Genomic DNA, 21154 nt, shown 5'->3' on the forward strand with positions numbered 1-21154 from the left:
GGTTCAGTGTGGGGGTGAGTAACGACGGCGGTTGCCGGGGTGGCACCCTGGAGCGATGCGATCTGCAACCGGCGTCACCGTGAACGGCCTGCGGCAACTGCTCAACGAGTGGGATCCGATCGGCGTCGCGGACGATGTGCAGGACGAGTACGACTGCATGCTCGCCCCTCTGCTCCAGCGCCTCCGTAGCGGCGAGGACGAGACGGAGATCGGTGCGTTCCTCCGACACGAGCTGGAAGACCACTTCGGTCTTACCCCTCTGCCTTCAGAGCCGGAAACGATGGCTGCCCGGCTGGTGTCCTGGTGGACATCCGCCGGCAAGGTTGACGGCACCGGCCACGCGTAGTCGCTACGTCCGGACCCTGATCGTTTGTCCGGGCGTGCCGTCAACTGGCGTGCAGTGGGCGGGGATCGAGCCGCCACTTCCTGACCGCCGCCGAAACGGGGTGCTTCCGGCACAGGCCGATGCCGACGAGAGGCTGAACCGGGTCGTCTGACCGTCAGGTCGATGGGCGAAGAGGGGCGCAGCCCATGCGGCCGGGGGTGTCGTTGAGGCTTTCCCAGCGCCGTGGGAAAGCGTGCGGCGGCGCGTTCGGCTTCGGCCAGGTCGATGTCGCCGGCATCGTGAACGACACGCTCGACGTACTCCTCGTACGACGGGACGGCCGAGACGGGCGGGGAGTGGTGCGTCAGGTGCTCGTCGCGGCGGGGGTGGAGGAGGCCGGCTCGAGGCGGACGCAGCAGAGGCCGGGGCTCGGAGCCAGGCATGCCTGGAAGCCGGCTTCGTCGAGGCCTTCGAGGGCGCCGCGGAGCAGGTGGAGGTTCATGCCGCACACGGTCTGGGTGTGTTCGCGGGCGAGGGCGTGGAAGGGGCAGTTGCCCAGCACGATGGCGTCACCGTCGTGGCGGGGCTCGAAGCCGTTGTCTTCCAGCAGATCCAACACGCCCGTGTTGGCCTGCTCGGCGAGCTGGGCGCCGAGGTTGTGGGCTTTGCGGTGCAGGACGGTGCGGACGGGTTCGCCGGTGGCTTCGGATTCCTCCAGTGCCTGGGCGAGGAGGCGGCCGGCCAGTTCGTAGTGGCGCTCGGGCAGGCTGACGGTGACCTGCTTGGTGGATCGCCTGTAGAGCTTGGCCGGCCGGCCGGCTCCGGGGCCGGTGCGGCCGCTGCGCCGTTCGTAGACGACGTCGAGCAGTGATTCGTCCGCCAGGCGGTCCAGGTGGAAGGCCGCGGTCTTCCGGGCAAGGCCCAGCGCCTCGGCGGCCTCATCGCGGCTGACCGGTTCCGGCTGGCGTACGACGTGGTCGTACAGCCTCCTGCGGGTCGGCTCGTCGAGAGCGGCGACGGCGGAGACGTCGGGTCGGGGTGCTTCTTCCGGGTGATCCACGAACACCAGTGTAAAACCCACGCCCATTGACTAAAGAAGGTTTGCGCGCTTCTATTGCTAATGAGAGTTGCCGATAGAAGGAAGTGCGTCATGTCGTCCGCAACCACCACCACGTCCGCCACCTCCTCTCGGCGGGCCGCACTCGCCGACCCCGGCTACCAGGCGTTCGTCATCCTGCGCGCAGGGTTCACCGTGGCGCCGATCCTGTTCGGACTGGACAAATTCACGAACCTGCTCGTGGACTGGCCCACCTACCTCGCGCCGTGGATCAACGACATCGTCCCGGGCAGCGCACAGGCGGCCATGTACGCCGTGGGCGTCATCGAGATCGTCGCGGGCATCGCCGTCGCCCTCGCGCCCCGGTTCGGCGGCTGGCTGGTCGCCGGATGGCTCGCCGGCATCATCGTCAACCTGCTGACCATCCCCGGGCACTACGACATCGCACTGCGCGACTTCGGCCTCCTGCTCGGCGCGGTGGCCCTGGCCCGGCTCGCCCAGCGCTACCACGGCACCCGGCAGCCGCGCTGACCGCCCGCCGCGGCGGGCACGAACGGCGACGGGCGGGCGAGCGCCCGGGGGCTCACCCGCCCTCGCCGACGGCAGCGCAACACATGGCACGCGCGGCCCGCGGAACAGGAAGGTGGCGCCATGGGAACCATCAACGGCCCTCCGGGGACAGCGACCGATCCGGTCCCCTCGGCCGGACGCCGGCGGACCCGCGGCTACGTTCCCCTCCGGGAGTACGCGGTCCTCGGCGACGGACGCACCGCCGCCCTGGTCGCCCGAGACGGGTCGGTGGACTGGCTCTGCCTCCCCGACCTGGACTCCCCCGCCGTGTTCGGCGCCGTGCTGGACGCCGCCCGCGGTGGCCGGTTCACGCTCGAACCATCCGCGCCGTACCGGGTGGAGCGCCGCTACCTGCCCGGCACCAATGTCCTGGAAACGACCTTCCGCACCAGCACGGGCACGGTGCGGATCACCGACGCGCTCAGCCTCCACGACGACGCCGCGCTCACACCGACGCGGGAGCTGCTGCGACGCGTAGAGGGGCTGTCGGGATACGTGCCACTGCGCTGGAGCGTCAAGCCGCGCTTCGGCTACGGCACCCACCGCACCCGGATCACCCGGCGCGCCGGTGTCCCTGTGGCGGCAGCCGGAAGGGACGCGCTGGCGGTCTGCGCCTGGGAGGCCGGCGAGCCCGTATGCGGCTCGGACGCCATCGGCGGAGACTTCGCGCTCGCTGAGGGCCGGCGTGCCCTGCTCGCGATGCCGTTCGCCCATCAGGAGCCGCTCGTCCTGCCCGCCCGCTCCGAGTGCGAGGCACGCTTGGACGCCACGTGTGCGGCCTGGCGGCGCTGGGCGCACGGCCGCCCGCACACCGGGCGGTGGCACCAGGCGGTGATGCGCAGCCTGCTGGCGCTGAAGCTGCTGGTCCACGCCCCTTCCGGCGCGGTCGCGGCCGCGGTGACGACCTCGCTGCCGGAGGAGATCGGCGGCGAGCGCAACTGGGACTACCGCTTCTCCTGGGTGCGCGACTCCGCCTTCACCCTGGCCGCGTTCCTGCGGCTGGGCTGCCCGGCGGAGGCACGCGCCTACTTCTGGTGGCTGATGCACGCCTCCCAGCTCACCCACCCCCGGATGAACGTGCTGTACCGGCTGGACGGCGGGCACCGCACCCCGGAGAAGACCCTGCCCTGGGAGGGCTACCGCCGCTCGGGGCCGGTCCGGGTCGGCAACGCCGCGGCCCGGCAGGTCCAGCTCGACACCTACGGGGAGCTGATGCAGACCGCCTGGCAGTACGCGGGGGCCGCCGGCCGTCTCGACGCCGACGTCGCACGCCGTCTCGCAGAGCTGGCCGACCTCGTCTGCTCAGCCTGGCAGGAGCCGGATGCGGGCATCTGGGAGGTGCGCAGTCCACCCCGGCACTTCACCCAGTCGAAGATGATGTGCCGGGTCGCCCTCGACCGCGCCGCCGACCTCGCCCAACGCGGCCTGATACCCAGCCGGAACCTGCCCCGCTGGAACGCGGCACGCGACGACATCACAAGGTTCATCGAGAACCACTGCTTCTCGGCCGACCGCGACAGCTACGTACGTTCCGCCGGCAGTGACGACCTGGACGCCGCCGTCCTGCTGGGCCACCTGTACGGATACGGCGGCGACGATCACCGCATGCGGGCCACGGTCAGCGCCCTGGATCGCGAGCTGCGGCACGGGCCCTACGTCGACCGGTACTCGGGGGACGACGGCCTCGCCGGCAGTGAAGGCGCCTTCCTCGCCTGCTCCTTCTGGCTCGCCGAATCCCTCGCCCGCACCGGCAGCCCGGCGCGGGCGACCGAGCTGATGGACGAGCTGGTCGGGTTGTCGAACGACGTCGGTCTTTACAGCGAGGAGATCGACCCCGCCACCGGCGACTTCCTGGGGAACCTGCCCCAGGGCCTGAGCCACCTGGCGCTGATCAGCGCCGCCTGCGCCATCACCGCCGCGAGCAAGGACACGGCGCCGTGAACGCGTCGGGAACCGCCGCGGGCGCCTTCGTCGGCACACTCGCCCTGACGACCGCGCTGCGCGCCGCCGGCGAACTGCGGCTGACCCGCATGGACCTGCCGTTCCTGCTCGGCACGGCGGTGACCGTCGACCGTGCCCGTGCCAAAGCCCTCGGCTACCTGATGCACTTCGTCAACGGTCAGGTCTTCGCGTTCGTCTACTTCGCCGTCTTCGTCGCCATCGACCGGGCGGGCTGGTGGCTGGGCGCCCTGTTCGGCCTCGCGCACGGCCTGTTCGCCGGCACCGCGCTGGTCAACATCCTGCTCCCGCTCGTCCACCCGCGCATGGGCAGCCCTCTGACCAGCGCCCCGCAGAGCGCGCTGCTGGAACCGCCCGGCTTCCTGATGCGCAACTACGGACCGGGCACCCCCGTGGTCACGGTCCTCGCCCACATCGGCTACGGAGCGATCGTGGGCGGCTTCACGGGTTCGCCGGCCTGATGCGGACGAGCACGGTGCGGCCGCCACCGTGGCCTGACGGTCCGTGCTCGGCCGCTCGGGAGTCGTCACCAGCGACCACGAGGTCGGCGGCCGTACCCTCCGCCGTGGCTGCGGCCGCAGCGGCGGATGCGGACTCGGGGCGCCTCGGCGAACCGGCCCGGGAACCGTTCCCCCGGATCCAGCGTGACCTCTTGACGAGTTGTCGGCCGGTGGTGAGGGGACCGAATGAGAGCGCGAACGACGCTGCGCGTGGCGGTATCGACCTGTGTGGCGCTGGTGGCCTGCGGGTGCGGTCCCGAGGAGGCGAAGGAGGACACGGACGCGAAGCCTTCGCAGCCGTCCGCGTCCACGCGGGTCCAAGAGCCGTCGGCCACGCCTTCCGCGTCCACAACGCCCGAGAAGCCCTCGGCCGTGCCGACCGGCGACCAGCCAGCCCCCAGGACACGGGAGGGCGCGATCCAGCGGTACGAGCAGTACCTCCACGCCCTGGGCCGCGAGGACATCGACACGGTCTGCGAAGTGGCCGGCCCCGCCGCGAAGAAGGCACAGGACCAGGGGCTCGGACCGTGCACGTCGACGTACGCCGTCGTGTTCCGGATGATCTCGCCCGCGCAGAAGAAGGCCCTGCGAACCGCGACGGTCGACCCGCAGCGCGTCACCGTGCGCACGCCCGACAAGATCGAGATGCCCGTCGAAGCGGTCAGGGCCTCCGCCACCTTCTCCGAGAGCGACCTCGGCAGCTACACGCTGGAGTACCTCGACAACGACTGGTACATCACCGACTGACCCGGTTCGCGCTCATGGACGAGCTTCCCCGGGCCGGATGGCGCCCGGGGATCAGGGCGTGCGGAACCCCTGAAAGGTCACATGCTTGCGGGTCTTGAAGCCGAGCCGCTCGTAGAGTGCGATCGCGCCGGTGTTCGCCTCGGCGACGTGCAGGAAGGGGCGTTCGTCGCGAGCCACGACACGTGCGATGAGCGCGCTGACCAGATGGGCGGCGTGGCCTCGCCCGCGTGCCTCGGGGGCGGTGCAGACGGCGCTTATCTCGGTCCAGCCCGGAGGTCGCAGTCGTTCGCCCGCCATCGCCACCAACGTGCCGTTGTCCCGGATGCCGAGGTAGGTGCCGAGCTCGTGGGTGCGCGACCAGAACGGTCCGGGTCGGGTCCGTGCGACGAGGTCGAGCATCTCGGGCACGTCGTCCGCGCCCAGCTCGACCACGCTGGTGCCGGATCCGGTGTGGGAGAGATCGGGCGCGACGCTGCCGGGCCAGATCATCTGACGGCCTTCGAGGAGGAAGACCGGCTCCCAGTCCGATGGCGGAGTCGCCGGGGAGCTGAACATGTCGGCGAGCTCGCCCCGGCCGAGGAGCTTGGCGAGGTCGGCCCACTCCGCCGCGTCCGGGTCGGCGGATATGGCCGAGAAGGTCGCGACTCCCGGCAGGTAGGTGGCAGCCTGGCCGAGGTGGCGGGCGAGATGCGCGTGGTGGCCGCGGAGTGACTGGCCCACCGGGTCGTCGAGTACCAGGGCGTCGTCGTGGACCACCATCGTGCTGCGCCTCTCATGATCATGGTGAAGGCAGCCGACCGACGCGGCTGCCGCCGTACGTGCCGAGGCTCCGTCTCTGAGGCAACGGCAGCGGGGTCGGCGCCCTCTTGCAGCCGCAGTCTAATTGTGCCGGGACCAGGCCTGCGGCACCGGGTACGCAGCCCTGTCCCTGCGGCCGGTCCATCGGGCTCCTGCGGCAAGGAAGCGCTCGCCGCATGGCCGGGCCCGGTCCATGGCCGGTCGTCACGCTGATTGCCTACGCGGCCAGTGCGCTGCGGTCCCTGTTTCGGACCGGTCAAGGCGGAGCCGCCCTGCTGGATCCGGCCCATGAGAGGCTGGACCGCATGGGCGGAGCGTCGGACTAGCGGGATCGTGGCAGAGGTGTCTGTACAAGGTGTGCGGGTGTTCCCGGACGGTTTCGCCGGTCGTCCGCCGGGGTTCGTGGGGTCGTTGGGCCTGTCTTGGCGCCAATTCTCGTCCGCAACGGTGGAGGCATCATGATGCCGGTGGACGTACCGCCCATCGTCTTCGTCCACGGAACGCGGTTCAGTGCGGGGCAGTGGAGCGCACAAGTCGCCGCACTCCGGGAGGAGTTCCCGATCGCGGCGATCGACTTGCCCGGCCATGGCGCCCGCACCGCCCAGCCGTGGAGCCTGAGCGCGGCGACGGAGATCATTACGTCAGCGGTGGAGTCGCTCGCCCGTGGCCCGGCTCTGGTCGTTGGACATTCACTCGGCGGATACGCCGCATTGGAGTTCGCCCGGCGCTGCCCCGAGCGGCTGCGAGGGCTGGTCCTCGCCGGGGCGAGCGCCTCCACCAAGGGCGCCTGGGCGGCGCCGTACCGGTGGGTCGCCGGGCTCGTTCCCCGTGTACCGGCGGACCGCTTGGCCCGGTGGAACGACAGGGTGCTGCGCCGGCTCTATCCCCCCGACGTGGTGGAGCCGACCATCCGTGCGGGATACGCGTTCCACACGCTGCCCGCCGCCTGGGGAGAGGTGCTCGGCCGTTTCGACGCGGAGAGCATGCGTCATGTGAAGGCTCCTGTCCTCATCCTCAACGGGGAGAAGGACACCGTCTTCCGGTCCGGCGAAAGGGACTTCGCCCGAGCGCACCCGGAGGCTCGCGTCGAATTGATCCCACGGGCACGGCATCTGGCGAACTTCGACGATCCGGAGGCTTTCACCGGGGCGGTGCGCCGCTTCGCCCGGCAGCTACCCGGCGGGGGCTGACCGACGCCGATGACGGTGGCGGTACGGTCGAACACCCGGTGCCCAGCCAGGCGGCCCTTGCCCTTGCCTCCTCGGCCCAGCCGTGGCCTCCTCGGCCCAGCCGTGGGTTGTCCTCGCGACCTCCCGTCACCTCGCCGGTGTGCGGAGGTGCAGCGCCAGCTCATCCGGGCTTCGGGTTCGGCATCCGGACGATGGCGGTTCCTCCGTCGAGATCCACCGTTGTCCTGTTCGGTGGAGCGCCATCATCCTCGTTGTCCGGCATCACCAGTGCCGACTGCCGTTCCTTGAGCTCGTGCTGCTTGCCCGGCGAAAGGCTCGCGTGCAGTTGCTCGAACCCGGTCGCTGATATCTGACCCTGCCGGACGCTGTTCCGCCAGGGCAGCACTCCGGCCCGGCCCGCGCGCAACAGCAACTGGTCGGTGAAGGCCAGCAGTGTCAGCACGATGACGAGCCCTGGCAACGTCATGAGGAAGACGAATTCCATGCCCTCAGTATCAGAACGTCTGGCCGGCGCCGCATCCAAACAGGGGGGCCGGCGTGGGCGCTCCGGGACGGGCCGTCTGTCGGGCGGAGCGAGGCAGGGCTGTACAGTGCCCTTCCGGCGGAACACCGGCCCCACCCGCACCGCCGTCCCCCCGCGCATCGCTTCGCTCATCTTGTGCTGAACAGCCCCGGCCCTGCGCCGCGTGGTCCGGAAAGGGCCCTTTACTCTGTGATCACTCGTACCCGGCTGAGTGCGCTGGCCACGACGGCCGCCCTCGCCGCCACAGGCGGTCTGCTCACCGCCACCCCGGCCTCCGCCGCCGTCACCTGCTCCTCTCCGGTCTGGAAGGCGCAGTTCTTCGCCAACACGTCATTCAGCGGCACCCCCAAGCTCACGAGCTGCGACGCCGCCATCAACGAGAACTACGGCACCGGTGACCCGGCCGGCGTCACACTGCCCAGGGACAACTTCTCCGTGCGCTGGTCCGTCACCCGCGACTTCGGCTCCGGCGGGCCCTTCACGTTCTCCGCCGCGACGCAGGACGGCATCCGCGTGTACCTCGACGGGGTGCGGAAGATCGACCTGTGGCGGAACGTCTCCACCACGCAGAGCAAGACCGTCAACCTCACCGTGCCGGCCGGACCTCACACCCTCCGGGTGGACTACGTGGCCTGGACGGGCTCCGCGAACGTGAAGTTCACCTACGCACCCCGCACGGCGGCCACCGTCGACACGGTCCGGCCGCTCGCGCCCACCGGCACCTCGGTCGTGTACGACAGGGCCACCAACAAGGCCACGCTCCGCTGGTCGGCGAACAAGGAGATGGACCTCGCCGGTTACCGCGTCTACCGCAGGCTGAGCAACACCGCCTGGGTGAAGGTCAGCGGCACGGCGCTCCTCACCGGTACCTCGTTCGTCAACTACCCGCCCCCCACCGGCGAATCGTTTCTCTACGAGGTTCGGGCCGTCGACAAGGCGGGCCGCGAGTCCCTGGGCAGCGCCGACCAGACGGTCGCCAGTGTCGACCGGACCGCTCCGGCGGCGCCGGGCGGGCTGACGGCGACCGACGGGCAGGCCGGGACGGCGCTGGCGTGGCAGCCGGTCGCCGGTGCGGTGAAGTACACCGTCTTCCGCCAGCAGCAGGGCCAGACCGACACCGGTGTCCCCCACCCCGTGGTCCAGATGGCCACGGTGACCTCCGCCTCCTGGACGGACACCAACGCCGCCGAGCGCACGGGCTACACCTACGCCGTCTCCGCCACCGACGCGGCCGGCAACACGTCGGCGCCCGGGAGCATGCTGTCCGCCACGCGCGGCGACTACGCGCCCGCGGTGCCGACGGGCGTGACGGCCCTGTTCGAGCCGGGCAACGGCATCGTCGTCAGTTGGACCCGCTCGACGAGCGACGACGTCAGCCATTACCGCCTGTACCGCTTCGGCGCTCTGTACACGGAGGTCTGGGGCAGCTCCTACACGGACCTGTCGGTCGGCCACGGCAGCACGTACACCTACACCGTGACCGCCGTGGACAAGGCGGGCAACGAGTCCCCGGTGTCCGCCTCGGCATCCGCCACGACCAACGGTGACCGGGTCGCCCCGGCGCCCGTCACCGGCCTGAAGGCGACGGCCCGCGAGGACGGCGTACTGCTGGAGTGGCAGCCGAGCACCGAGCCGGACCTGAAGCGGTACGAGCTGTTCAAGGCCGTGCGGTACGACGACGGTGAGGGCGGCCACGTCTGGCTCGCCCACCGGGTCGACTACATCGCCGAGGACACCACCTCCTTCCTCCACGGCAGTGCGGCGGACGGCGAGACCGTGATGTACGCCGTGGTGGCCGTGGACGACTGGGAAAACGCCCTCCCCGCGGACGACGAGAGCGTGAACTGGGTCGAGGTCACCGAACTCGGCACTCCCTCCGCGAGCTGAACACCCACGACCGAGGCCGCCGCACCCGACGAGGGGCGGCGGCCTCGGCCGTGCAGCCACGTCCCATCGCCTGCACCATCGCCTGACCGGGTGCGGCCACGCGGCCCCTTCACCTGCGTTGGGGTGCCGACCATGTACGGCACAGGGGCCGGTGCCGGCGTTTCGGCCAACCCCCGTGCCGTGTCCTCCCGTTGCGGGAAGCGGGTCGATGTATCCCCCACGCTCCGCCGCGCGCTCCATTTCGGGATTCCGCAACCGACCGAAATACAGGTGTTCGATATCCCGGTTGGGTCGTTGAGCCTGACGAGCACGCCGCACGACCGTCATAGGGGGACCACGTTGACTTCGGCCGCCGCGAATGAACAGCAGGGCACCGCGCCGCCTCCACCACCACCGCCACCGCCTCCACCGCCATCGCCACCGCCACCGCCACCGCCGGCGGAGATCACCTACAGCGGGCAGTACTCCGTCAATCCGCTCGCCGAGGTCTCCTTCCGCCGGATGTGTGCGCAGATCCCGGCCGTCCTGGCCCGGATCGCCCGGCTGTCGTGGCGGGCCTTGACACCCTCTTGGCCAGCGACATTTTCGGCGGCTCGGAGCTCTCCGACGGCCAGTGGCAGCGCGTCGCCTGCTCCAGGGCCCTGTACCGGCGGCCCGGGCTGCTGACCCTCGACGAGCCCACGTCCCAGATGGACCCGCGCGGCGAGCACCAGGTCTTCGAGCAGATCAAGGCCATCGCAGCCGACCGCATCACCATCGTGGTCACCCACCGCCTGGAGAACACGAAGATCGCCGACCACATCATCGTGATGGAGCACGGCCGGATCACCGAACAGGGCCGCTGGGACGACCTCGTCCACGCCGGCGGAACGTTCGCCGAGCTGCTGGAACTCTCCCAGGACCGCTGACCGCCCCTTCTGCCCCCTCCCCCTCCCCCTCCCCCTCTCCCGACGCCCGAGGAGCTGTTCATGATCATCGCCGACGAACCGTGTGGGACCGCCGCGCTGCTGGTGGATTCCCGCGGCCGGTACCTGCTGCACCTGCGCGACGCGAACAAACCCATTTGCGACCCTGGTACGTGGAGCATCCCGGGGGGTGCCCGCGAGGGGACGGAGTCCTGCCGGGAAGCGGTCGAGCGGGAGCTGCGGGAGGAGACCGGCCTCACCGTGCCGCTGGAGGAGTTCACGGTCGTGGACAGTGTGGGCCCGGACGGAACGAAGGGCCGCATCCGCGTCTACCTCGGCGCCTGGGACGGCGACGCCGACGAACTGCCGTGCCCGGAGGGGATCATGTTCCGGCACTTCGACGCCGCGACCATCCCGTACCTGACGATGTGCCCCTGGACGAAGGACGTCATCGACCTCCACCACGCCCGGACCCCCGCCCCGCCCGCCGTCCCGGCGCAGCTCCGCCCCTGCAGCGGCCGGGCGCGCCTGAACGTCGTCGGGGTACACCTCTACCTGGAGCGGGACGGCAAGGTGCTGCTCGGCCTGCGCCACCCCGACGCCCCCTTCGCGCCCTCCACCCACCACTTCCTCGCCGGACACTGCGAGCAGGAGTCCGCCGTCGGGTGTCTGGTCCGCGAGGCCGAGGAGGAGGCAGGCCTGGTCATCGATCCGGCGCACGTGGAGCTGGCGCACGTCGTGCACACGGTGGACGAGCCGGGCGGTCAGCCCCGGATCGGGATGGTCTTCCGCGCACACCGCTGGCAGGGCGAGCCGGTCGTGCGTGAGCCGGACCGGTGCCTGAGCTGGGATTGGTGGCCGGTGGACGCGCTCCCCTCCCCGATCGTGCCCTACACCCGCGCCGCGATCAGCGGCATCCAGGCCGGCCGCCTCTACAGCGAACTCGGCTGGTCCTGAACCGCCATCAGGGTGTGTGTCAGTGTCATCAGGCGTTTCCGGGCTGCGGTGTCGTAGGCCTGTTCGTGGGCCCGCGTATCCGTGAACTGGTCGAAGTAGCGGCCCGTGGTGGTGGCGAGTTCGGGGTCGAGGAGCAGGCGCACCGTGGGGCGGACGCCCTCGTCGGTGCTGGTGACGGGGGTGAGGCCGTATGCGCGTACGCCGTCGGTGTCCATCAGGTGGGCGGGGTGCAGGGTGTTGACCGTGACTCCGGTGCCTTGCAGTTCGGCGGCCAGTTCGAAGGTCGCCATGATCATGGCCAACTTGCTTCTGCAGTAGGCACGCAGGCCCTCGTAGTCCCGTTCCAGCATGACGTCGTCGAAGTCGATGGCCTCCTGACCGATCGAGGCGACGTTGATCACCCGGGCGGGGGCCGAGGCCGTGAGCAGGGGCAGCAGGTCGCGGGTGAGTGCGTAGGGCGCGAGGTGGTTCACGGCGAAGCGGAGTTCATGGCCCTGGCGGCTCAGTTCGCGTGTGAGGGGCTCCGCGCCGCCGCCCGCCACCGCGTTGTTGATCAGACCGTCGAGGTACGGCTCCGTTGCACGGATCCGGTCCGCCATCGCGTGGACCTGGTCCAGGTCGGACAGGTCGGCGAGGTACGTGCGGATGGTGGTGCCCGGGCCGGCGGATCGCGCTTCGGCGGCCACGGCCTCCAGTCGGGTGCGGTCCCGGCCATGCAGCAGGACGGTCCCGCCGCGTGAGGCCAGGTCGAGTGCGAGGGCGCGGCCCATGCCCTGGGTCGCGCCGGTGATCAAAGTCGCGCGTTGCGTCATGGCGGTCACTCTGGCAGTACCGGGCGGAGCGAAGCAGTGCCTGCTGAGCCTGGTGTTGACACCACCAGGCCCGGGCGCATGGGTGGTTGACAATGCCGGCACGGGACGAGGCATGGGCTGGCACCTCTGCGGCCGCCGAACGTCACGTCGAGCCAGGCCCCGGCATGTCACGGCACGGCACGGCAATGCATGGCACGGCACGGTTACGGTGTCATGCCGGCCGGTGACGCTCTTGTGCAGCGAGGACATCGTCGGCGTAGCGCGCGGCCCAGGCGCCCATGGCGCGGATGGGGACCAGGAGGGCGGTCCCGGCCTCGGTCAGGCCGTAGTCGACGCGTGGTGGGGCCTCGGCGTAGGCGCGGCGCTGGACCAGGCCGTTGCATTCCAGCCGGCGGAGGGTGTCGTTGAGTACCTTGGGGCTGATGCCGCCGATGCGGTCCAGCAGGGCGCGCGGGCGCATCGGTCCCGACTCGCCGAGGATGAAGACGACCACGCTGTCCCAGCGGTTCGCGAGTACTTCGAAGGCGACGCGCGCCCGGCAGTCCGCGGCGAACGGGTCGCCTCCGAGGTCGGGTCCTGGTTCCATGCCTTCCATCGTGCCTGGGCGATGCACACCTGATGGTGTGCATCACCACGCCTAGCGTCGACTCCGTCCACTGTGAGCGACGTGAACGGAGCACGAGCATGCGCATCGCAATTCTCGGTACCGGGGCGATGGCCCGCGCCCTCGGGGGAGCCTGGGTGAGGGCGGGGCACGACGTACGGATCGGGGGGCGCGACACGGCCGCGGCCGCCCGAGCCGCGGACCTGACGGGTGCCGCGGGGCACGGCACGCTCGCCGAGGCCGCCGCCCACGGTGAAGCGGTGCTGGTGGCCGTGCCGGCCGCGACGGCGCCCGGGCTCGTCGGAAGCCTCGCCGGGCCGCTTGCCGGTCGCGTCCTGCTGGACTGCACGGTCCCCATGGCGCCGGGCGACGACGGGCGGCCGGTCCTCGCCGCCGCGGTGCCCGTCGCCCGGCAACTCGCCGAAGCGGCGCCCCGGTCGCACGTCGCCAAGGTCTTCGGCCTCGTCCACGAAAGCATCTGGAGCATGGTCCGCCCGTCGTTCGAGGGCGCGCCGCTCGCCGTGCCCTTCTGCGCGGACGCGCCAGAGGCCGTACGGCTCACCACCGAGCTGGTCGGCAGCATGCACTGCACGGCGCTTCCGTGCGGTGGGCTCCACCGGGCCGGACTGCTGGAGGCCACCGCGGTCTTCGCGATCGGTGTCTGGTGGTCGGGCGCCGAGGTCCGGCCCGCCTTCCCCGCCCCGGCTCTGGCGCCGGGCGCCGTCGACGACCAGGTGACGTCTGTTCGGTCGGGCAGCGCCGGAGACCCGACTTGATAGGCAAGTCGTTACTTGCCTATCGTGGCGGTCATGGCGGAGGATGTGTTCAAGGCGCTGGCCGACCCCACCCGCCGACTCATCCTCGATGAGCTGGCGGAACGGGACGGCCAGAGCCTGTTCGAGATTTGCACACGGCTGGTGACCAAGCACGGTCTGGGGCTGTCCCGCCAGGCGATCAGCCAGCATCTGGCCGTACTGGAATCGGCGGGTCTGGTCGTTTCGCGGCGCCAGGGCCGCTACAAGTTCCACGACCTGAACACCGAACCCCTTGAGCGCATCGTGACCCGATGGCTCAGGCCCGACGCACCGGAGAGCACCCCATGAGAATCCACCTCACCAGCGTCTTCGTCGACGACCAGGAAAAGGCCCTGCGCTTCTACACCGACGTGCTGGGCTTCGTGAAGAAGCACGACGTCCCGGTGGGTACGGACCGATGGCTCACCGTCGTCTCGCCGGAGGATCCCGACGGGACCGAGCTGCTGCTCGAGCCCTCCGGCCACCCCGCGGTACCGCCGTACAAGACGGCGCTGGTCCAGGACGGCATCCCGGCCGCGTCCTTCGCCGTGGACGACGTACGAGCGGAGTTCGACCGGCTGCGCGACCTCGGGGTGTACTTCACCCAGGAGCCGCTGGAGATGGGCACGGTCACCAGTGCGGTCCTGGACGACACTTGCGGCAACCTGATCCAGATCGTGCACAGCGAGTAAGGCGGCGCCCGGTCCGTTCGACCGCCATTACCCGGGTGGTAATCGACCGCTCCCCCCTCCCCCGGCAGGATCGAGCACATCGACGGAAACCCCCGTCGCGATCCGGCCGCAGCCGCGAGGAGAGCGCATGTCCGCCACGTTCACGAATCCCATCGCCGAGGCCACGCGGGCCGTGGTGCAGGAGTTCCTGGCCGCTCGTCTGGCCGGGGACACCGGGCGGCTCGTCGCGCTCTTCGCCGACAAGGTCGACTGGGTGCTCGCCGAGAACCCCGTCGTCCCGTGGATCAGGCCGCGGTCCACCGCCGCCGAATGCGCCGCGCAGTTCACCGAGTTGATGGAGCACACCGTGCCCGAGGACGCGCGCGCCTCCGTCGACACCTTCCTCGTCGACGGCACCGACGCCGTGCTGATGGGGTACGTCTCGGGGACCGTACGGAAGACGGGAAAGTCCTTCGAGGGCCCGTTCGCACTGCACCTCACCGTCGAGGGCGGCCGGATCACGCGCCACCACCTCTACGAGAACAGCTTGTCGATCGCCGAGGCCTGTACGCCGTGACGAGGCGGCCTACGGCGCCGTCCGGGCGGAACCCGCTGCCGCCACGACGATCTCTCCGGCACGCGTGCGCGCGTACAGCACCTGTCTGCCCGCACGGTGGGAGCTGACCAGGCCGGCGGTGCGCAGGGCGGTCAGGTGCTGGGAGACCCCGCCGGGGGTGAGGCCCGTGCGGCGGGCGAGGTCCGTGGTCGAGGCGGGGGCGGTCAATTCGGTGAGGAGGGTCGCGCGGGAGCGGCCGAGTACACCGGCCAGGGCGTCGGACACCGCCGCGGGCCGTGCGTCCCACAGCGTGCCGACGGCGCGGGGCGGATAGCGGAGCGAGGGCTGCCACGGCTCCGTGAGTACGGAGAACACCCGCGGCCACACGAAGGCGGACGGCACCAGCAACAGCCCCCGGCCGTCGAGCCGGCGCGCTCCGCGCGCGGTGCGGTGCTCCAGGTGCAGGGTGCCGCCGGCCCAGGTGACCTGGGGGTCGAGGTCCGCGAAGAGGTGCTGGGCGCCGCCTTCGACGAGGCGGCCGGCGCGGTAGCGGATGTCGCCCTCCAACAGGGTGAGGATCCGCGACCAGTACGGTGCCAGAGCCAGCTCCCAGTACGCCTCCAGCACGTCGGCCAGGCGCCCGAGTTCGGCCGCCGGGTCGGCGCGAAGTGCCGCCATCCGCGCGGGCGGCACCTCGGCCGTCGTGTGCAGCAGCTCCGGAGGGGTGGCCCGGACCGTGGCCAGTTCCACGTCCAGTGAGGGCAGCGGCGTCGTGGGCGGCGGGCAGATGAACCCCGGGATGCGGCCGGTCCAGGGCGAGCGCGTCGGCACCGGAACGAGGTCGAACAGCGGCCTCAGGTCCAGGTCCGCCGCTGCCAGCCGGGGGCGCACCTGTTCGGCCCAGGTGCGATGCAGGCCGTGCTCGTCAGCGCCCTTGAGCACCCGGACGCTGGCCACCAGCTCCCACAGCGGGGAGATCGCGAAGCGGGTGCGGGCCACGTCGTCCACGCCGAGCTCGATCTCGATCATTTAGCCGAGGGTAAATCAATAGGGTGTGGGGGCGGGGGTCGAGCACGGTACGGGCATGACCCGAACGCCCCATTCCCCGTGGCCGTTGCGCGACTTCCGCGTGTTCTTCGCCGCCGGCTCGCTCAGCCACCTCGGCAGCAACGTCGGCTACGTGGCGGTCCCGCTGCTGGCCGTCACCACCCTTGGCGCGGGCCCCGGCCAGGCCGGTGCGCTGGCCGCGCTGTCCACCGTCGCCTTCCTCCTCATCGGCCTGCCCGCGGGTGCCTGGGTGGACCGGCTGCCCGCCCGCCGGGTGTTGGTGGCCGCCAACGCCGCGCGCGCCGTGCTGTTCGCCTCCGTGCCCGTCGCCTGGTGGCTGGACGTGCTGTCACTGCCGCAGCTCTACGTCGTGGTGCTCCTGCACGGTTGCGCCACGGTGTTCTTCGACGTCGGCTCGCAGAGCGTCCTGCCCGAACTGGTCGGCCGCGAGCGCCTGGTACCGGCGAACGTCGCCCTCGTGAGCCTGATGGCCGGTGCCAACGTCGCCGGCCGTGGTGCCGGCGGCTTCCTGGTCCAACTCCTCACGGCTCCCCTCGCGATCCTCGGCGGGGCCGTCGCCTACTCGGCCTCCGCCTTCGGCCTCATGGGCATCGGGCGGCGACACGCTCCCGCCGTGCCGGTGCCGGTGCCGGTGCCGGTGCCGGTGCCGGTGCCGGTGCCGGTGCCGGCCGACCGGAGACGGCTGCGGGCCGAGATGGCGGAAGGGCTGCGCCACGTACTCGGCAGCCGCGAGTTGCGCGCCCTGGCGCTGACCGCGACCGTCAGCAACCTCGGCGCGCAGATGATCAACGCCGTGCTGCCGGTGCTGTTCGTCCGCGAACTGCGCCTGCCGTCCGGGGCGCTGGGGGCGTACTGGGCCGCCGGCGGCCTGGGCATCCTGTTCGGTGCCGGCCTCGCCCGCCGGCTCGCCTCCCGGCTCGGCCACGGCCGGACCCTGGGGCTGGCCGGGCTCTGGTTCGCACCCGCCACGCTCGCCGTCGCGCTGGTCGGCGACGGGCCGTGGCTGTGGGTGGCCGGTGCGGGGTGGCTCGCGGCCCTGACGAAGACGGGCATCGACAACGTCCTCGGCGTCTCCCTGCGCCAGCACTTGACCCCGGACCCGCTGCTCGGCCGCATGAACGCCACCTTCCGCTTCCTGCTCACCGGCGCCCTGGCCGTCGGCTCCGCCCTCGGCGGCCTCATCGGCCAGGCGGCGGGCGTACGCACCGCGGTCTGGGCGGGCGCGATCCTCATGGCCGTCGCCTTCCTCCCCGTCTTCTGCTCCCCCGTCCGTACGCTGCGGGAGCTTCCCGTGACCGCCGCGGCATCCCGGCGGGTGTCGGGTGATGATCCGGGGGCACAGGGGCATGTCTCCACGGGCCGGACTGGTGCCTGATTCACGTGGTCCACGAGGAGCGGGCCTAGTCCTGCCAGTAGAACAACAGGGTGTCGACGCTGAGCGGGGTGCGCCCACCGAAGTAGTAGACGTACAGGTCGGTGACCTCGATGGCCTCGGTTTCCTCGTCGATCCAGCGGAGACCGGCCGCCTCCAGCACCGGGCGGGCAACGGTTCCCGCTTCGCGGGCGATGGCGAACCGGCCCAGGGTGCTGATCCAAACCTCGCTGTCGCCGAACTCGATGACGTGGTACGTCCCGTCGCCCTGCTGGTGGTGGGCCCCGCAGTGGACGGGCGGGTTCGGGGCGAGGCCGGCGGAGGCGAGCGCCTCCGTGGCGCGGCGCAGCCAGCCGTCCACGTCATGGGGAGCGGGCGGTTCGGCGCACAGGGCCTCGACGCGCCAGCGGGGGTCGGTGAGGCGCCGGCTCCCGGGGGCGTACTCGTGGAGGATCGCGGTACGTAGTTCCTCGTCCAGGCCGGGAACCTCGACGCGGGGGCGGCCCAGGGCCTCGTAGAGCCCGCGCGTTTCGGCGAGGTCCTCGGTCAGCTCGTGGAGCGCGTGGATGGCCCAGAGCTTCGCCTCGGTCGTGGGCGCCTCGGCGAGGTACGCCCGGAGGCGGTCGGCGTCGTGCGCGAGCGTGTGGGCGCGGTGGGCCACCATCCTGTCCGGGTCTGCGAGCGCGTACGTCACGTCCTGACCCGCCCGGAACCGCATCCGCAGCCGGAAGAGCCGGTCCTCGGGACGGTCGTCCCCGAGCCGCGCCAGGACCGCCTCGACGCCGTGCCGCTCGACCAGCGCGTCCAGCGCGGTCTCGCCGGCCTCCTGGCCGCGCTGCCACGGGTCGGCGGCGAGGGTGGCCAGTTCCGCGACAGCCGTGAGGTCGCCCACCAGGCCGCGCGTTTTGAGGAACGCCTCCGGCATGCCGTAGGACTCGTCGCGGTCCTCGTGGCGCAGCCAGGGCAGCAGTTCCGGGCGGTCCCCGACGACTTCCAGCAGCGCCCTGCGGATCTCCCCGGAGTCGTCGGTGTCGCGAACCCGGTCGAGCAGCGCGCCGGCCCACGCCTCCGGTACGCGTCCGGCGAGCGCCAGCGCGCACGCCCTCCGCCGCCACCAGGGGTGCGTCGGCTCAGTCACGTACCGGGCGAGCTCTTGGGCGTCGTACGCGCGCAGCGCGTCGGTGTCGGCCTGCCCGGCCGAGGGGATCAGAGTCTCCAGCGTCTCCATGTCCGGCATCCGGGGATGGTACTGGCCGGTACCGGCGGTGGCCTGGGGTTTTCGGGGCGCGGTGCACCCGGCTCGCGGGGACGGGGGGCGGCCGGCCGGGAACGAGGACCAGGAGAGAGGACCGGGGCCGGGCCTGGGACTGGGACTGGGCCTGGGAACTAGGACCAGGACCAGGACCAGCGGCCGATGGCCCCGTCCCGGAGGTCCGGCCAGACTGGGGCCATGGAAAGTTGGGAGCCGCTCACGCCCGCCCGCCTCGCCGCGTACCTGGACCGGATCGGTGCGCGCCGACCCGCTGCCCCCACCGCCGAGGCCCTGCGCGACCTCCAGGTGCGGCACCTGCACGCGGTGCCGTTCGAGAACCTGTCGATCCACCTCGGCGAGGACGTCCCGCTGGACGCCGGGGCCATCCTCGGCAAGCTGTTGGACCGGCGACGAGGCGGCTTCTGCTACGAACTGAACGGCGCCTTCGCGCTGCTGCTGCGGACGCTGGGCTACCGGGTCCGGCTCCTGGAGGGCCGCGTGTACGGAAGCGACGGCTCGCCCGGCATCCCGTACGACCACCTCGCCCTCCAGGTGGAGGCCGAGGACGGCAGCCGCTGGCTCGCGGACGTCGGCTTCGGCGACCACGCCCACCACCCGCTCGCCCTGGACGACCGCGACGACCAGAAGGACCCGGCCGGGGTGTTCCGGATCCAGGACGCCACGAACGACGAGAATGATGAGGACGACGAGGAGGAAGAGGACGGCTCTGGCGACCTGGACGTCCTGAGGGACGGAAGACCCGGACTCCGGCTCGCACCGCGCCCCCGCGCCCTCGCCGACTTCGTCACGGGCGCCTGGTGGCACCGGACGTCACCTGCTTCGCCCTTCACCCGCGGTCCCGTCTGCTCCCGCCTCACCCCGGCCGGGCGTGTCACGCTCCGCGACCGCACGCTCATCACCACCGGGGACGGCGGGCGTACCGAGCGCACCCTCGGCACCGACGCGGAGGTCCTGGCCGCCTACCGGGACCACTTCGGCATCACCCTCGACCGCCTCCCGGTTCCCCTCCACCCGCGCGGCCCGCAGCCCGGCTGAGCGCCCCGGGGCGGCCGGCGGTACCGGGGCGGCCTAGGCTGTGCCGGTGACTTCCCAGCATCACACCTCCTGTTCCTGCTGCGGCGAGCCCCTCGCGGACGAGCGGCGCGTCGACGTGCGCTTCCGGCTGCCGGACGCGGCCCTCGCCGTCCCCGAGGAGGCCCGCCGTGACGCCGGACCCTCGGCGCTGCGCGTCGACGGAGGCGGCTGTTACCTCCGTGTCCTCCTGCCGGTCCGGCTGAGCGGCGGCACCGAGCTGGTCGTCGGTACCTGGCTGGAGGTCGACGACGCCACGCTGGCCCGCGCCCACGCCGTGTGGGAGGACCCCGCGTACGCCGCGCTGTCGTTGCGCGGGGCGCTGGCCAACGCGGTACGGCCGTGGGGCGACGCCCTGCTCGGCGCGCACGTCACGGCCGAGGTTCGCGACGGGGACGAACTGCCGTACGTCACCGCGTCGGACCACCCGCTCGCGGCCCGCGTCGTGACGGAGACCTGGGACCGCGACGAGGTACTCAGCCGCTTCGCGCACCCGCTGCCGCTGTCCGTCCGTACGAGTCTGGACGAGCGGTGGTCGATCGAGCGCGCCGCCGGCCTGACCGCCCGTTTCGCCGACGGCACCGACCATTTCGCGGGCCCCGCCCGCAGCATCGCGGTCAACGTGTTCGAGGACGACATGCCCGGCCGCGCCCCCTCCGACTTCCTGGCCGCCCTCCTCGCCGGCGCTCCGGCCGCCCCGGAGGCGCAGCGCCTCACCGAGCCGCTGCCGGACGGGCAGCGGCACGCCTTCTGGCTGACCCCGGCGGAACACGGCCGGGAGCGCCACGAGTTGTACGGGTTCGCCGCGCACGCCGACGGCACGGCCGTGGGGGCGTTCTGTACGTTCGAGGAGGCCGACGACCTCGCCTGGGCGCTGCACACGTGGCGGTCGCTCCAGCACACCGCGCAGGGCGGGTAGGGCGGGTACGACTCAGGGGCGCGGGGTACGGCCGATTCATGCGGGTACGGTTGCTTCGTGCGGGTACGGCTGACTCGGTGCGGGTCGGTCAGCGGGCCGGGATCGCCCTCAGCAGGGCGTCCAGGAACGACCGGGAATCGTGCGTGGCGATGAGCAGGGCCTCTCCGCGCCGGGTGACGACCGTGACGGTGTCCATGCCCATGGGGGCGCCCCAGCCGCCGCCGACCAGGCGCGGCCGACCGTGCGGGGCCGCGTACCGTACGGACTCCGGGTCGAGGTCGGCGAGCGCGATCTTCTCGCGGCCCACGCGCAGGACGCCCGCTGCCGGGTCGATCCGGATCCGGTGGTAGATCCGCTTCGACAGCGGCACCGCGATGCACGGGAGCAGCACGAGCAGGAACGCCGCCGAGACCAGCAGCCAGACTCCGAGGTCCTCGGGCAGAGCGTCCACACCGAGCCGGACCACCATGACGAGGTAGACCGCGACACAGAAGACGGTCCACTTCCAGGGCAGTTTCTCGACGTACACGCGGCATTCCCCCAGTGCGAGAACGGATGGGCCGCCGATGCGCGGCCCGCTCCTTACTAACACGGGA

The 21154-nt window shown here is 71.7% G+C and carries 23 protein-coding genes and 1 pseudogene; 16 read left to right on the forward strand and 8 right to left on the reverse strand.

All coding sequences use genetic code 11. The annotated features are described in order from the left end of the window. Positions 1 to 55: 55 nt before the first annotated feature. Complete coding sequence (locus ACZ46W_RS21770; protein ID WP_468339905.1) at positions 56 to 346, forward strand: hypothetical protein; 291 nt, start codon at positions 56 to 58, stop codon at positions 344 to 346. Between the two features lie 343 nt (positions 347 to 689). Here ACZ46W_RS21770 and ACZ46W_RS21775 read toward each other — a convergent pair whose 3' ends face one another. Next, positions 690 to 1391 carry a helix-turn-helix transcriptional regulator gene (locus ACZ46W_RS21775; RefSeq protein WP_468341114.1) on the reverse strand — a complete coding sequence of 234 codons (702 nt, stop codon included), beginning with the start codon at positions 1389 to 1391 and terminating at the stop codon, positions 690 to 692. Between the two features lie 84 nt (positions 1392 to 1475). Here ACZ46W_RS21775 and ACZ46W_RS21780 point away from each other — a divergent pair, with 84 nt between their 5' ends. The 4 genes from ACZ46W_RS21780 (at position 1476) to ACZ46W_RS21795 (ending at position 5158) form a co-directional block, all read left to right on the forward strand. Further along, positions 1476 to 1913 carry a hypothetical protein gene (locus tag ACZ46W_RS21780; protein ID WP_468339907.1) on the forward strand — a complete coding sequence of 146 codons (438 nt, stop codon included), beginning with the start codon at positions 1476 to 1478 and terminating at the stop codon, positions 1911 to 1913. A gap of 120 nt (positions 1914 to 2033) precedes the next feature. Continuing rightward, entirely contained in the window at positions 2034 to 3893 is a 1860-nt protein-coding gene (locus tag ACZ46W_RS21785; RefSeq protein WP_468339909.1) for a glycoside hydrolase family 15 protein, read from the forward strand. Further along, complete coding sequence (locus ACZ46W_RS21790) at positions 3890 to 4372, forward strand: hypothetical protein (protein ID WP_468339910.1); 483 nt, start codon at positions 3890 to 3892, stop codon at positions 4370 to 4372. Before ACZ46W_RS21785 ends, ACZ46W_RS21790 begins: the two co-directional genes overlap by 4 nt. A 225-nt stretch (positions 4373 to 4597) precedes the next feature. Then, complete coding sequence (locus ACZ46W_RS21795) at positions 4598 to 5158, forward strand: hypothetical protein (RefSeq protein WP_468339912.1); 561 nt, start codon at positions 4598 to 4600, stop codon at positions 5156 to 5158. 51 nt (positions 5159 to 5209) lie between these two features. On the opposite strand, the gene ACZ46W_RS21800 is transcribed toward ACZ46W_RS21795, so the two are convergent. Then, positions 5210 to 5917: a GNAT family N-acetyltransferase gene (locus tag ACZ46W_RS21800; RefSeq protein ID WP_468339914.1), complete on the reverse strand. Its 708-nt coding sequence runs from the start codon at positions 5915 to 5917 to the stop codon at positions 5210 to 5212. 497 nt (positions 5918 to 6414) lie between these two features. Here ACZ46W_RS21800 and ACZ46W_RS21805 point away from each other — a divergent pair, with 497 nt between their 5' ends. After that, the gene (locus tag ACZ46W_RS21805) at positions 6415 to 7146 is read left to right on the forward strand and encodes an alpha/beta fold hydrolase (RefSeq protein WP_468339916.1); all 732 of its coding nucleotides are present in this window, start codon (positions 6415 to 6417) and stop codon (positions 7144 to 7146) included. A 160-nt stretch (positions 7147 to 7306) separates the two neighbouring features. Here the strand turns inward: ACZ46W_RS21805 and ACZ46W_RS21810 are convergent, their stop codons facing one another. Further along, complete coding sequence (locus ACZ46W_RS21810; RefSeq protein WP_468339918.1) at positions 7307 to 7630, reverse strand: DUF6191 domain-containing protein; 324 nt, start codon at positions 7628 to 7630, stop codon at positions 7307 to 7309. A gap of 228 nt (positions 7631 to 7858) precedes the next feature. Between ACZ46W_RS21810 and ACZ46W_RS21815 the strand changes: the two genes are divergently transcribed. The 3 genes and pseudogenes from ACZ46W_RS21815 (at position 7859) to ACZ46W_RS21825 (ending at position 11418) form a co-directional block, all read left to right on the forward strand. Beyond that, positions 7859 to 9556, forward strand: a complete 1698-nt coding sequence (locus ACZ46W_RS21815) for a fibronectin type III domain-containing protein (protein WP_468339920.1) — start codon at positions 7859 to 7861, stop codon at positions 9554 to 9556. Positions 9557 to 10107: 551 nt separating this feature from the next. Next, positions 10108 to 10464 (forward strand): annotated as a pseudogene (locus tag ACZ46W_RS21820) (ATP-binding cassette domain-containing protein); the annotation flags it as partial. Between the two features lie 60 nt (positions 10465 to 10524). After that, a complete protein-coding gene (locus ACZ46W_RS21825; protein ID WP_468339922.1) occupies positions 10525 to 11418 on the forward strand; it encodes an NUDIX hydrolase in 894 nt (297 codons plus the stop codon). Here the strand turns inward: ACZ46W_RS21825 and ACZ46W_RS21830 are convergent. Both ACZ46W_RS21830 and ACZ46W_RS21835 read right to left on the reverse strand, forming a co-directional pair. Further along, a complete protein-coding gene (locus ACZ46W_RS21830; protein ID WP_468339924.1) occupies positions 11394 to 12230 on the reverse strand; it encodes an SDR family NAD(P)-dependent oxidoreductase in 837 nt (278 codons plus the stop codon). The genes ACZ46W_RS21825 and ACZ46W_RS21830 overlap by 25 nt on opposite strands. Before the next feature lie 211 nt (positions 12231 to 12441). After that, positions 12442 to 12816 (reverse strand): winged helix-turn-helix transcriptional regulator, encoded by a 375-nt coding sequence (locus ACZ46W_RS21835; protein ID WP_468339926.1) that lies wholly within the window; start codon positions 12814 to 12816, stop codon positions 12442 to 12444. A 98-nt stretch (positions 12817 to 12914) separates the two neighbouring features. Between ACZ46W_RS21835 and ACZ46W_RS21840 the strand changes: the two genes are divergently transcribed. From ACZ46W_RS21840 to ACZ46W_RS21855, 4 genes are all read left to right on the forward strand, one after another. Then, a complete protein-coding gene (locus ACZ46W_RS21840; RefSeq protein WP_468339928.1) occupies positions 12915 to 13610 on the forward strand; it encodes an NADPH-dependent F420 reductase in 696 nt (231 codons plus the stop codon). 33 nt (positions 13611 to 13643) lie between these two features. Further along, positions 13644 to 13937: an ArsR/SmtB family transcription factor gene (locus tag ACZ46W_RS21845; RefSeq protein ID WP_468339929.1), complete on the forward strand. Its 294-nt coding sequence runs from the start codon at positions 13644 to 13646 to the stop codon at positions 13935 to 13937. Further along, positions 13934 to 14320 (forward strand): VOC family protein, encoded by a 387-nt coding sequence (locus tag ACZ46W_RS21850; RefSeq protein WP_468339931.1) that lies wholly within the window; start codon positions 13934 to 13936, stop codon positions 14318 to 14320. Before ACZ46W_RS21845 ends, ACZ46W_RS21850 begins: the two co-directional genes overlap by 4 nt. A 127-nt stretch (positions 14321 to 14447) precedes the next feature. Further along, positions 14448 to 14876, forward strand: a complete 429-nt coding sequence (locus ACZ46W_RS21855; protein ID WP_468339933.1) for a nuclear transport factor 2 family protein — start codon at positions 14448 to 14450, stop codon at positions 14874 to 14876. Between the two features lie 9 nt (positions 14877 to 14885). Here the strand turns inward: ACZ46W_RS21855 and ACZ46W_RS21860 are convergent, their stop codons facing one another. Next, the gene (locus tag ACZ46W_RS21860) at positions 14886 to 15884 is read right to left on the reverse strand and encodes an ArsR/SmtB family transcription factor (RefSeq protein ID WP_468339935.1); all 999 of its coding nucleotides are present in this window, start codon (positions 15882 to 15884) and stop codon (positions 14886 to 14888) included. Positions 15885 to 15939: 55 nt separating this feature from the next. On the opposite strand from ACZ46W_RS21860, the gene ACZ46W_RS21865 reads away from it, so the two are divergent. Further along, positions 15940 to 17298 (forward strand): MFS transporter, encoded by a 1359-nt coding sequence (locus ACZ46W_RS21865; RefSeq protein ID WP_468339937.1) that lies wholly within the window; start codon positions 15940 to 15942, stop codon positions 17296 to 17298. Between the two features lie 25 nt (positions 17299 to 17323). On the opposite strand, the gene ACZ46W_RS21870 is transcribed toward ACZ46W_RS21865, so the two are convergent. Then, on the reverse strand, positions 17324 to 18532 hold the full coding sequence (locus ACZ46W_RS21870; RefSeq protein WP_468339939.1) for a hypothetical protein: 1209 nt from the start codon (positions 18530 to 18532) through the stop codon (positions 17324 to 17326). Positions 18533 to 18745: 213 nt separating this feature from the next. Between ACZ46W_RS21870 and ACZ46W_RS21875 the strand changes: the two genes are divergently transcribed. Both ACZ46W_RS21875 and ACZ46W_RS21880 read left to right on the forward strand, forming a co-directional pair. Continuing rightward, positions 18746 to 19603, forward strand: coding sequence for an arylamine N-acetyltransferase family protein (locus ACZ46W_RS21875; RefSeq protein ID WP_468339941.1), 858 nt, complete (start codon positions 18746 to 18748; stop codon positions 19601 to 19603). Positions 19604 to 19649: 46 nt separating this feature from the next. After that, positions 19650 to 20558 (forward strand): DUF2199 domain-containing protein, encoded by a 909-nt coding sequence (locus ACZ46W_RS21880; RefSeq protein WP_468339943.1) that lies wholly within the window; start codon positions 19650 to 19652, stop codon positions 20556 to 20558. A gap of 88 nt (positions 20559 to 20646) precedes the next feature. Here the strand turns inward: ACZ46W_RS21880 and ACZ46W_RS21885 are convergent, their stop codons facing one another. Then, positions 20647 to 21087: a hypothetical protein gene (locus tag ACZ46W_RS21885; protein ID WP_468339945.1), complete on the reverse strand. Its 441-nt coding sequence runs from the start codon at positions 21085 to 21087 to the stop codon at positions 20647 to 20649. Positions 21088 to 21154 lie beyond the last annotated feature (67 nt).

This window comes from Streptomyces sp. NPDC031064 (assembly GCF_055570965.1).